The following is an 11522-nucleotide window of genomic DNA, read 5'->3' on the forward strand; positions in this document are numbered from 1 at the left end:
CCCCAATCGTGGCCCCACCCCCTCAAAACCCCACATGCTGGGGTTTTATTTTTTACCTTTTTACCCCCACGGCCGATTTTCCTAACGAGATTAGCATCACTATATCGACAACCCTATAATTGACTTCACAGACAACTACATAGCATTTCCCGCGCATCAATCGGCCGCATTCGGCCAGTGATGCCCATGCTAGGACCGGAATAGGAAACCACTACTGAGCTTTCTTTCCTGTCCCTAGCTCCACATCGCCACAGTGTAGAAAGCAGGTGAGTGTTGAACACCAACTTGGCACGCGTCCGCCGCCATAGCGACAGGCCCCCGGTCCCCACTACCGGTAGCACTATGGCTTGTTGATTCGCTTGGCTTAAACCACCGAGCAGCGGCGCGCGCATCCTGCGTGTTCCACTCATTGCCAGGTATGCGGAGTCCTAATCGCTCGCATGCTTTCCAATTTCCATAGACTTACCAGCCACTTTCTGCCCCGGCGCTAAGAGTCACAGAACAAAGGCCACACCGCGGTGTGGGTTGGCCACCAACCTGGAAGTACACGTTTCGAAAAAGAGGTTGAATTTCACATGACTTCTCCCGCATACACCCGCACGCCACTATCTGATGATGTTGAGGCCGTACTGCCCGCCGCCATTAAGCGGGCGCAAGGCTGGCTCGATTCCACCGCAGATGAAAAGGACAAGGCCACCGAGCAGCTCGCGGAGCTGTTACGCGATGACAATGGCGTGAAGTTCACCATGGACTTCGTTGACCGCGTCATGCGCCCAGAGGATGACAAGGTCGCGGCCAAGGCACTGAAGGATATTTCTTCCCAGTACGATCCTTCCTTCTTGGGCAGCATCAATGGCGCGCTCGTCGGTGCCGGCGGTTTCTTCGGCCCGATCCTGCCTAACCTGGTCATGCCGGTAGCGCGCCTATACATGCGCAAGATGGTTGGTCACCTGGTGCTGGACGCGGAATCGGATGCGCTCAATGACACCCTGGAAAAGGCCGCTGCTTCCGGCGAGCAGTTGAATCTCAACCTTTTGGGTGAGGCCGTGCTCGGTGAAGAGGAAGCAAAGTCCCGCGCGCGCCGCACGCTGGATCTCATCAAGAACCCGCGCGTGACCTACGTATCCGTCAAGGCGTCCTCGATGGTGGCGCAGCTGAATAACTGGGACATCGGCAGTTCCGTGGAGCGCCTGAAGGACCGCCTGCGCCCGCTCTACCAGGAAGCCGCACGCCGCAACCCACAGGTCTTTATCAACATGGACATGGAGGAATACCACGACCTCCACCTGACGCTGCGCCTGTTCAAGAGCCTGATGAGCGAGCCGGAGTTCAAGAATCTGGAATCCGGAATCGTGTTGCAGGCTTACCTGCCCGATACCTTCGATGCCCTCCAGGACATCGCGGAATTTGCCAAGCAGCGCGTGGCAGAGGGCGGCGCCAAGGTCAAGGTGCGCATTGTAAAGGGTGCCAACCTGTCCATGGAAACCGCTGAAAGCGAAGTCCACGACTGGCCGCTGGCTACCTACACCAACAAGCTGGACGTAGACGCTAACTACTACCGTCTGCTGGATTACATCCTGCAGGAGGAATTCGCAGACTGCATCCGCATCGGTGTGGCCAGCCACAACCTGTACACCATCGCCATGGCCTACGAGCTGGGTGTAAAGCGTGGCGTGCTGCACATGCTGGATTCTGAGATGCTGCAGGGCATGTCCCCGGCGCAGCAGGCAGCGGTGCGCAAGGTTTACGAAGGCCGCCAGATTCTCTACACCCCGGTGGTGCACGCGGATGACTTTGACGTCGCCGTGTCCTACCTGGTGCGCCGCCTGGAGGAGAACTCCGCGCCGCAGAACTTCCTCTACGCCCTCTTCGCCCCGGGTGAGGAGCCGCTGGCAAGCCAGGAAGAGACGTTCCGCAAAGCCGTTGCCAAGCGCTGGGATACCTTCGCCGGATCGCGCCGCACCCAAAACCGCCTCGAGGATTCCGGGCGCCAGGCACCGGATTCCGGTCGCTTCAGGAACGAGCCCGATACGGACCCGGCAATTACCCCGAACCGCACTTGGGCCAAGCGTGCGCTTGCAAATGACCCCGGTGAGCACGGCGTCCAAGAGGTTACCGACCCGTCTGCTGTTGAAAGCTACGTCGCCCGCGCCAAGGAGCTGGGCATCGAATGGGGCAAGCGCCCCGCCGCAGAACGCGCCGCAGCCCTGGACGCCGTCGCGGACCAGCTGGCCGCCAAGCGCGGAGACTTCATCTCCGTAGCCGCTTATGAGGCAAATAAGACAGTCACCCAGACTGACCCTGAGATCTCGGAAGCCATTGACTTCTGCACCTACTACGGACAATCGGCTCGCTTCTTGGAAGAGGCACACTCCGAGTTCCACCCGCACACCGTCACCGTGGTGACCCCGCCGTGGAACTTCCCCATCGCCATTCCTACCGGCGGCATTGCTGCTTCCTTGGCGGCGGGCTCGGCGGTCATCGTCAAGCCTGCTCCCCAGGTGGTCCACTGCGGCAAGATGGTGGTTGAGGCCTTCCGCACCGCTTTGGAGGCAGAAGGCTTGGACCCGGATCTGGTGCAGCTGGTGCTTACTGATGAAGGCGATGCCGGCAAGGCCCTGCTTTCCCACGATGACGTGGACAACATCATCTTGACCGGTGCATCCGATACCGGTGCGCTCTTCCGCTCCTGGAAGCCCAAGATGAACCTAATGGCGGAGACCTCCGGTAAGAACGCGCTGGTCATCACCCCGGCCGCCGACCCGGACCTAGCCATCCAGGACCTGTACAACTCCGCCTTCGGCCACTCCGGCCAGAAGTGTTCGGCCGCTTCGCTGGTGATTTTCGTCGGCGCTGCGGGCAAGTCCAAGCGCCTGCGCGAGCAGCTGCTGGATTCCGTCAAGACCCTGAAGCCTGGCCCGGGCTATGACATCACCACCACGATGAATGGCCTGGCTGAAAAGCCGAGCGAGAAGCTGCTGCGCGGCCTGACCCAGCTGGAGCCGGGCGAGAAGTGGCTGCTGAAGCCAGAGAAACTCAACGAAGAAGGCACCCTGTGGTCCCCGGGTATTCGCGATAATGTCCAGCCGGGCTCTTGGTACCACAAGAATGAGTGCTTCGGCCCCATCCTCGGCATCATGTACGCCGATACCTTGGAAGAGGCCATCGCTTGGCAAAACAGCACCGGCTATGGCCTGACCGGCGGCATCCACTCCCTGGATGACAAGGAAATCGAGTACTGGATCGACAACGTTGAGGTGGGCAACGCCTACGTCAACCGCGGCATTACCGGCGCGATTGTCCAGCGCCAGTCCTTCGGTGGCTGGAAGAAGTCCGTCATGGGACCGGGTGCGAAGGCCGGCGGCCCGAACTACGTAGCCCAGATGGGCACCTGGACCGATGGCGAACTCAAGCCGCGCGACGTGGATATCGCCCCAGCCAGCGTGAAGATTCTGCAGCGCCTGCGCGATGAGCTTTCTGATGAGCTCAGCCAGGACGATCTGGAATGGCTCTGGCGCGCCGCCGAGCTGGACCGGATTGCGTGGCTCGAGGAATTCGGCCGCACCCACGACCGCACCGCGCTGGTTTCTGAGGCCAACCGCTTCCGCTACCGCCCGCTGCTAACCAAGCTGCGCATCCGCGTGGGCGAGGACTACAAGCTGCGCGATGTCGCCCGCCAGGTACTGGCTTCCGGGATTACCGGCACCGAGACGGAAATCTCCGCCGCCCCAGAGGTTGCCGCCCAGCTGCAGGAGCTCGGCTTCGACGTGAAGTCCATTTCTGATGGTTCCTTCGCTGCCGCCGTGGCCAATGACGAGTCCTCCCGCGTGCGTGCCCTCGGCACCGTACCGGATTCCGTCTACGAGGCAGCGGTGCGCTCCAACTCCGTGGTACTGGACCAGCCCGTGCTTGCCGATGGCCGCCGTGAGCTCATGCCTTACCTCCTCGAGCAAGCAGTCTCCGTGACCATGCACCGCTTCGGCATCATCCGCAACGTGGGCAACCTGCGCGACTAATACGCCGATTGCTGCCCGTCGCGGCAGATTGAGTAAGCGCCCTACCTTCTCCCGCTTTCTTGCTGGGAGTTGGGTGGGGCGCTATCTTTTTCTCTGCTTTTCCTGCGCTAGCCCTAGGTGGTTTCCTGTGGCATAGTAGATGAATGACTACGCCAGATAACCACTCCCCTAACGGCACCGGGCAACACTCGGGCCAGAACTCGGCGCAGCGCCCGCAGTACCCGTCGGCGCTCGAGCAAAACTCCGTCAACCGCAAGACTGACGCGAAGAACCCCTATATCGCACCGCTAGTTTCCCCCGATGATTCCCAGTTGGGCGCGGAGGTAGCCACCGCCGATCCCGCCGATCGCGATAATAAGTCCGCCGTGCTGGCCAAGGACTTCCGCAGCATGGCCAAGATTTCGGTGTGCTTCATCCTCATCGCGGCAGGATTGGGCTTGGCGGGGTTCCTGCTGCGCTTTATTTGGGTGGGCCTGCTGCCGGTTATCCTCGCCATCTTGGTCTCGACAGTGCTTTATCCAGTTAGCGCTTGGCTGCGTTCTAAGGGCTTTCCCCGCACACTGGCAGCGGTCACGACACTTTTAGGCTTGGTGGTTATTTTCGGCGGCATCTTTGCTGCCATGGCGCCCATGGTCACCGCACAGTCCAAGGTGCTTATTAATGAGGCCGAAGCCGGCATTATGCAGCTGACCAAGATGGTCAACGATTCCCCGCTGGATATTGAGGTGGACCAGCTGCAATCGGTATTCCAAGACATCGTGACCTTTGCCAAGGGCCAGGCATCAACAATTGCCACCGGCGTCGTCTCTGGTTTTTCCATGGCCAGCTCCATTGCGGTAGCCACCGTCATCATGCTCTTTATCACCTTCTTCATCATTAAAGACGGCGATAGGTTCCTGCCCTGGCTGCGCAAATACACCGGTAATTCCGCTGCCTGGCACATCACGGAACTTACCTCCCGCGTGTGGAAGACGCTGTCTGGCTTCATTCAGGCCCAAGCCCTAGTCGCGCTTGTCGATGCCGTCTTCATCGGCCTCGGCCTCTGGGTCCTCCAAGTCCCACTGGCACTGGTCATCGCCGTCATCACTTTCTTCGCCGGCTTTATCCCCATCATCGGTGCGGTCACCGCCGGCGCCTTGGCTGTCATCATCGCCTTGGTATCCAACGGCCTGACCAATGCGCTGCTCGCTCTGGCGCTAATCATCATTGTCCAGCAGGTAGAAAGCAACGTCCTCCAGCCCATCCTGCAGTCCAAGGCCATGGGCCTGCACGCGGCCATCGTCTTGCTCTCCATCACCGTGGGCTCCACCCTGGCCGGCATCGTTGGTGCTTTCCTTGCCGTGCCAGTCGCCGCGACCATTGCCGTTGTCCTGCGCTACCACGCAGAGATGGCCGCCCTGAGCGCCGGCGAGGTTTCCCCCGATGACATCGAAATCGTCACCGGATCCAAGTCAGTATCCGAAGACGACGAAGCTGAGGATGCGGACAATACAGACCCCGAGGCCGAGCGCACCGGCGAAGAAGGCGACGGCGAGAGCTCCCTCGAAGAATCTCCTCGCAAAAAGGTAAAGCAGCTTTTCGCGGCCATGAGCCCGCTGACTTAAAGAATCCGCCCTTCCTCCGCCGTGCGAGACGGCGAGGAAGGCAATGGAGGCATCGGCTAGCGCAAGAAGCCTAAATCGGACGCGGCAGCGGCCAACTGGCGGGCACTGCGGTCCAAGACGCCAGCCCAGGTGCCCATCGATTCCTCATTAGCGGAATCGGAGACCTGCTTCAGTAGCGTGCAGGGCACACCAAAGCGCTGGCAGGTAGCCGCAATAGAATAGCCCTCCATATCGCATAGCTGGGATTTTTTCACCAGCTCATTGCGCAATGCGGTAGTAGAGACAAACATGTCACCGGTGGCCAACCCGCATGCCGGAAGCTCGCCGGAGGTCTCCAGCTCGATGAATTCTGGCAGGAGGTAACGGCTGATATCGGTAAGCACTTCTAGCTTGAAATCGTGCTTGGTTACTTTATTGATCTCGAAGACGCCATCCATGCCATCGACAAGCGCGCCTGCCGTACCAATATTGACCACGCGTTCAGGCAAAGCATCGTTTGCGCGAGCCTCTGCCAATACTTCGGTCAGGGAAATCGCGGCTGGAACCGTGCCGATTCCGGTAATGAGCAGCGCTTCGCCGTCTGGAATGTGCGCAGCTTCGGCGTCCACGGCCGCCACGAATAATGTTCGTCCAGATAAATTTTCCATGCCTGCGACAATACCTGCACCCCACGTGGTCGCTGGACTCGCCGGCACAGATGCTTGTCCTTCTGCACCGCTGGCATCACTGTTTTCGGCGGCACCCGAGTTACAGAATTCCAGCGACAAGCCCCAATGTCCCAGCTATGGTTTAAGGACAGCCCTTTCCCATATCCCCACTATTTTCTGCTGCGCTTTAGTCTAAGGAATCTCTCGTGAGTAAGTACAACCCTTCGCAGGAACCAGAATCATCCCCCGCCGCACAAGCAAGCTCGTCGCCGGACGCTGGACCGCGCGCAGAGACCCAAGAAGGCACCGAAAAAAGTAAAGGCAAGCGGGTTGTGATGATCACCATCGCCATCATCGCTGTTATTGCCTTGGTGGCGGGAGTGACCTTTTCCTTTAATAGACCGGCAAGCTCTAGCGATGAGGCCGCGGAGCCCGCATTTTCTGATTTACAACAATATTCCGCTAAGAATGCACCCGGTTCAGAGGAAACTGAATCCACCGCCACCGCGGACGGCCCTGCGCCTCAAAAGCAGGAAGAGCCTGCTTCTACGGAAGAAAAATGCGGCACTTACTACGGGGAAGCGATTAGCCAGCTCCATCGGCCCATTCAATTATATTGCGATGACAGCTGGCTTTATGTGGCCGAGTCTGGCACCTCGCATTTCTCGCTCTTCCAGTGGAGCGGCAACGGCTGGGATGGGCTGCGCCCGGATGGCATGATCCATCCAGCGGAAATTTCCTGCTATACCCGCGGCAACTTGGAGAAAGAAAATGTGCCAGAAGATCTAATTGAGGAAATTGAGCCATGCTAGTAACAATCCGCCTAGTTACTAGGACACACCCGCCATACCGAAACCCAACTTTTTAATTGACCATAACGCAATGAAAGTCGCGCTACACATATTCGACCAAGATGAACTCATGCAAAGGAGCTCCCTCGTTGACTAATAATAATTCTTTGGGTCAGCCGGATCCCTCTCAGCACCAACCGTGGAATTCTTCTTCCCCTACCGGAGATTCCACAGGCAATACTGGGAAAAGTGGCAAGGCCACACGCTTGGCGATGATCGTCCTCGCAATCATTGCCATCATCGCAATCACCGCCGGTGTCACGTGGGCGCTCACGAATAGCAGCGATTCTGCTGATTCCACTGACGCCGATGCCTTTGTCCCCGTCACCACATCTCAAGAGGAAAACAAGGATGAGGGCACAGCCGCAGAGAAACCTGAACCTGCGACGAAGACGACAACGGAGACCCAGATCCGCTCAGGCCAATCCACTTGGAATGATCAATGCGATGGCCGCTACATCATGATCGTCGAGTCTACCATCATTCCTGTGGGCGAGGATCCGTCAGCAGAGACGCAACGCGTGCAAAACAAATACCCGGGTTCCAAGATTCTTTCCGGCAATGCCTGTAGTTCTCTCCGCGGCCAAGTCGACGGCGGCACAGCATATGCGATCTACTTCGACGCCGGCCACAGCGTGGACAAAGTCTGCGAACTCAAGGCTGCGTACGGCGGCAACGCCCGATCCCTAAATAACAACGCAGACTTCAGCGATCCCTGTTAAGAGGGGGCTTCTGCCTTTCGGCGATGACTCTCATGAAGTTCGCACCACAAATGTCTACAGCTACCGCGTTCTCCTCGGATTCGCCCTAGCTTCGAGCGAATCGCGGTTGCTGTAGACGTTTGTGCGCTTGGTGCACGAGTCTTAGCGCAAGCGGTGGCCTACGAAACCGGCGGCCAGGGTATTGCCGGAGGATTGGTCAATGATCAGAAAGTTTCCCACGGCGCCGCGGGCGGCGTAATCCTCCACGGGCAGTTCGGCCTGGGTCTGGATGGTGATGTGGGCGATATCGTTCATGACAACGGCCTCGGGATCATCAACGTCAGATACGCCATCGAGATCCAAGGTGCGGGAAAGAGCAGCGATACGGGCCTTGACCAGGGAGGAACCGTAGCGCAGCTTGAGCATCTGGCCGGGCTTTAGGTCCTTTTCGGTAAGGCCTACCACCGTGGCATCGAATTCCCGGGTGGCCGGGGGACGCTGGGCGCCGGCGAGGAGATCGCCGCGGGTGAGATCGACGTCATCGGCAAGCAGTAGCGTCACCGAATCACCGGCGGCGGCCGAGGAAGCTGGCCCGTCGGCGGTATCGATCTGGGTGACGGTGCTGGTGCGGCCTTCGGGCAGGTGTACTTCGTCACCCACGGAGATGGATCCTGCCTTCACGCGGCCGGCGTAGCCGCGGTAGTCGGCGGCGTGCTCGCGGATAACGTACTGAATGGGAAAGCGAAAGTCCAGCTCATCGGCGCGACCGGTGGCGACGGGAATGGTCTCGAGCACCTCGAGGACGGTGGGGCCGGTATACCAATCCATGGTGGTAGAGCGCTCGACCACGTTATCGCCCTTGAGCGCGGAAATGGGCACGACGGTGGTGTCGGTGATGTTCAGGCGCTGCGCAATCTTTTGGAATTCGGCCTCAATATCGCGGAAGACCTGCTCGTCGTAGTCCACGAGGTCGATCTTATTGACCGCGAGGACGACATGGCGCACGCCCAGCAAAGCAGCCACGTTGAGGTGGCGGCGGGTTTGTTCGACGACGCCGTGGCGGGCATCGATAAGCAGCACCACTACCTGCGAGGTGGACATGCCCGTAACCGTATTGCGGGTGTACTGCACGTGGCCGGGGGTATCGGCGAGGATGAAGGTGCGCTTATCGGTGGCGAAGTAGCGGTAGGCCACGTCGATGGTAATTCCTTGCTCGCGCTCGGCACGCAGGCCATCGACAAGCAGGGATAGGTCCATGCCGTCGAATCCGCGTTCGGAGGAAGAGCGCTCCATGGACTCGACCTGATCCGCGAGCACGGACTTGGTGTCATAAAGCAGGCGGCCGACGAAGGTGGATTTGCCGTCATCAACGGAGCCGGCGGTGCATAAGCGCAGGGTATCGCGCTGTTTGAGGGCGCCGACATTTGGCGCGAGGGTAGTCGTCATCAGAAGTAGCCTTCCTTCTTGCGGTCTTCCATGGCGGATTCAGAAAGTTTGTCATCGGCGCGGGTGGCACCGCGCTCAGACAGGGTGGAAATGGAGATTTCCGCGAGCACCTCATCGGGGCTGGATGCGGCGGAGTCGACGGCACCAGTGCAGGACATATCGCCGACGGTGCGGTAGCGCACGGTGCGGGTCTCTAGCTGCTCATCGTCTTTCGGCCCGCCCCATTCACCTGACGAAAGCCACATACCGCCGCGGTTGAAGACCTCGCGCTGGTGCGAATAATAAATGGGCGGCAGCTCAAGCTCGCGCGCGCCGATGTATTCCCAAATATCGGATTCGGTCCAGTTGGAGATGGGAAAGACGCGCACGTTTTCGCCGGCCATCTTGCCGCCGTTGTACAGGTCCCACAGCTCGGGGCGCTGGCGGCGAGGGTCCCACCCGCCGAAGGAATCGCGGATAGAAAAGATGCGTTCCTTGGCGCGGGCGCGCTCCTCATCGCGGCGGGCCCCGCCCAGCACGGCGTCGTACTCGCGCTTGGCGATGGTCTCTACCAGCGACACCGACTGCAGCGGGTTGCGCGTTCCATCGGGCCGTTCCTGCAGCTCGCCGCTATCGATCCAGTCTTGGACGTGGGCGACGTGGAGGCGGGCGCCGGATTCCGCAACCAGGTCATCGCGGAATTTGATGACCTCGGGGAAGTTATGGCCGGTATCCACATGGAGCAATTCAAAAGGCACCGTGGCCGGGGCGAAGGCGCGACGGGCCAGTTCGAAGACGACAACGGAGTCCTTGCCGCCAGAGAAGAGGAGGCCTACCTTATCGAATTGCCCGGCAACCTCGCGCAGGATGTGGATGGATTCGTTTTCTAAGTCTTGTAAGTGTGGGGAAAGTGTGCTCATTATTCGTGTAACCCGCATTCTGTCTTGCCATCTGCAAATACTCGCCCGGAGCGGGCGTCCTCACCGTCGCCGACCGGGAAGGTCAACGGCGCATCGCCGATGGACCGGTATCCCTGCAGGGTCAGCGGGTGGATGATGAGGTCATTATCTGCGATGTACTGATCGGTATCGTCCAAGTTCCAAGTGATAATCGGCGAAATCTTTAACCGCCCAGTGCGGTCCAGGCTGAGCGCCGGGGCGTGGGCGCGGTGCTCGGAATCGGCCCGGCGCAGGCCCGTGACCCATCCGGCATAAGGGTCCATGGCCATATTCAGTGGCTCCACCTTGCGCATGCGGTTATAGGCGGCAGTATCGCGCGCGTAGAGGCGCGGGCCGTAGACCTCGTCTTGTTCTTCGGGGCTCAGCAGCGGCAGCACGCGGACAAGGGGGAGATCTGGGTAGCGCTTATCCACCTCTTCGGCCACTTGGAGGGTTTCTGGGAAGTGCCAGCCGGTATCGATGAAGAGCAGATCCGCTGCGAGCCCGGCGCGGTGGGAGAGCTCTGCCAGCACGGTATTTTCCATGGACATGGTGACCGCAAGCCGGCCAGGGGCGTGCTCGGCGGCCCACTCGGTGATGCTTTCTGCGGATTCGTAGGCGAGCTTATCCGCCCACGTGTCCACTAGCTGTTCATTGCGCGCGGCCACCTCAGCGGAAAGCGGCGCGGTATCGCGCGTGCCTTCGGGCGAGATATGGGGATCACGGAAGGACTGTCCACCATCCAGCAGGTTCGTCGTTGGGTTCATGAGCTCACACACTAGGCAACCGCGGTAGCTCACGCAGCACGTTTTTCTGGAAACGGCGCTGAGCTTGGCAGAAAGAGAGAATAAAATGTTTTATTTCTGAACCAAGCTGACTAGATTTATAGACAATGTAGTCTATCGCGGGCAAACCAAACTCGCCTGAGGAGGAACTATTATGCAGCGTGTCGCCATCATCGGAGAAGGTCCTGCCGCCTTATCCGCCGTGGAAAGGCTCCTAAGCGCCGGCATGTGCGTAGACCTCATCTCAGAAAGAACTGCACCGTTCGGTCTACTTCGCCGGTTTGCGGGGCTTGCCGGGGTGGTTGATGAGGCCGTGCCGCACGAGTGCGCACCGGGTATGACCCCGCGGCTGCGCCTACTGGGAAATGTGCGCGTGGGAATAGACGGCGATATCACCCATAACGAGGTCCACCAGTTGGCCGCCCACGGTGACCGCGAGCTCATCGTCATGGAATTAAAGGCCCGTGGCATTCCCGTCACTGAACTGGCCCCCGAAAGTTGGACTGGTTTAATTCTAGGCGATGAGGGGTTCAAGGGTCTGATTCCGATATTGCA

General features: G+C 59.6%; 9 protein-coding genes. 5 read left to right on the forward strand and 4 right to left on the reverse strand.

The window, feature by feature from the left end; genetic code table 11:
- The first annotated feature begins 575 nt into the window (after positions 1-575).
- Positions 576-4016: a bifunctional proline dehydrogenase/L-glutamate gamma-semialdehyde dehydrogenase gene (locus ABRP98_RS11015; RefSeq protein WP_349859249.1), complete on the forward strand. Its 3441-nt coding sequence runs from the start codon at positions 576-578 to the stop codon at positions 4014-4016.
- A 143-nt stretch (positions 4017-4159) separates the two neighbouring features.
- Positions 4160-5620, forward strand: coding sequence for an AI-2E family transporter (locus ABRP98_RS11020; protein WP_349859251.1), 1461 nt, complete (start codon positions 4160-4162; stop codon positions 5618-5620).
- Positions 5621-5676: 56 nt separating this feature from the next.
- On the opposite strand, the gene ABRP98_RS11025 is transcribed toward ABRP98_RS11020, so the two are convergent.
- Positions 5677-6267 (reverse strand): nucleosidase, encoded by a 591-nt coding sequence (locus ABRP98_RS11025; protein ID WP_349859252.1) that lies wholly within the window; start codon positions 6265-6267, stop codon positions 5677-5679.
- 206 nt (positions 6268-6473) lie between these two features.
- Between ABRP98_RS11025 and ABRP98_RS11030 the strand changes: the two genes are divergently transcribed.
- Both ABRP98_RS11030 and ABRP98_RS11035 read left to right on the forward strand, forming a co-directional pair.
- Positions 6474-7079 (forward strand): hypothetical protein, encoded by a 606-nt coding sequence (locus ABRP98_RS11030; RefSeq protein WP_349859254.1) that lies wholly within the window; start codon positions 6474-6476, stop codon positions 7077-7079.
- A 128-nt stretch (positions 7080-7207) separates the two neighbouring features.
- Positions 7208-7840, forward strand: a complete 633-nt coding sequence (locus ABRP98_RS11035; RefSeq protein WP_349859256.1) for a hypothetical protein — start codon at positions 7208-7210, stop codon at positions 7838-7840.
- A 141-nt stretch (positions 7841-7981) separates the two neighbouring features.
- Here the strand turns inward: ABRP98_RS11035 and ABRP98_RS11040 are convergent, their stop codons facing one another.
- From ABRP98_RS11040 to ABRP98_RS11050, 3 genes are read right to left on the reverse strand one after another with little or no spacing between them, the layout of a single operon-like run.
- Positions 7982-9265, reverse strand: coding sequence for a sulfate adenylyltransferase subunit 1 (locus ABRP98_RS11040; RefSeq protein WP_349859258.1), 1284 nt, complete (start codon positions 9263-9265; stop codon positions 7982-7984).
- On the reverse strand, positions 9265-10164 hold the full coding sequence (cysD, locus tag ABRP98_RS11045; protein WP_349859260.1) for a sulfate adenylyltransferase subunit CysD: 900 nt from the start codon (positions 10162-10164) through the stop codon (positions 9265-9267). The genes ABRP98_RS11040 and cysD overlap by 1 nt, the downstream gene beginning before the upstream one ends.
- Positions 10164-10949, reverse strand: coding sequence for a phosphoadenylyl-sulfate reductase (locus tag ABRP98_RS11050; RefSeq protein WP_349859261.1), 786 nt, complete (start codon positions 10947-10949; stop codon positions 10164-10166). Before ABRP98_RS11050 ends, cysD begins: the two co-directional genes overlap by 1 nt.
- A gap of 172 nt (positions 10950-11121) precedes the next feature.
- Between ABRP98_RS11050 and ABRP98_RS11055 the strand changes: the two genes are divergently transcribed.
- On the forward strand, positions 11122-11522 hold a 401-nt coding region (locus tag ABRP98_RS11055; RefSeq protein WP_349859263.1), incomplete at its 3' end, for a methylenetetrahydrofolate--tRNA-(uracil-5-)-methyltransferase.

The sequence above is a fragment of the Corynebacterium sp. KPL2838 genome (genome assembly GCF_040225455.1).
Lineage (GTDB): Bacteria > Actinomycetota > Actinomycetes > Mycobacteriales > Mycobacteriaceae > Corynebacterium > Corynebacterium rhinophilum.

What these genes read in the sequence shown, in the direction of transcription:
- ABRP98_RS11015 (WP_349859249.1), top strand. Translation starts at nt 576, where the DNA reads ATGACTTCTCCCGCATACACCCGCACGCCACTATCTGATGATGTTGAG.
- ABRP98_RS11020 (WP_349859251.1), top strand. Translation starts at nt 4,160, where the DNA reads ATGACTACGCCAGATAACCACTCCCCTAACGGCACCGGGCAACACTCG.
- ABRP98_RS11025 (WP_349859252.1), bottom strand. Translation starts at nt 6,267, where the DNA reads ATGGAAAATTTATCTGGACGAACATTATTCGTGGCGGCCGTGGACGCC.
- ABRP98_RS11040 (WP_349859258.1), bottom strand. Translation starts at nt 9,265, where the DNA reads ATGACGACTACCCTCGCGCCAAATGTCGGCGCCCTCAAACAGCGCGAT.
- cysD (WP_349859260.1), bottom strand. Translation starts at nt 10,164, where the DNA reads ATGAGCACACTTTCCCCACACTTACAAGACTTAGAAAACGAATCCATC.
- ABRP98_RS11050 (WP_349859261.1), bottom strand. Translation starts at nt 10,949, where the DNA reads ATGAACCCAACGACGAACCTGCTGGATGGTGGACAGTCCTTCCGTGAT.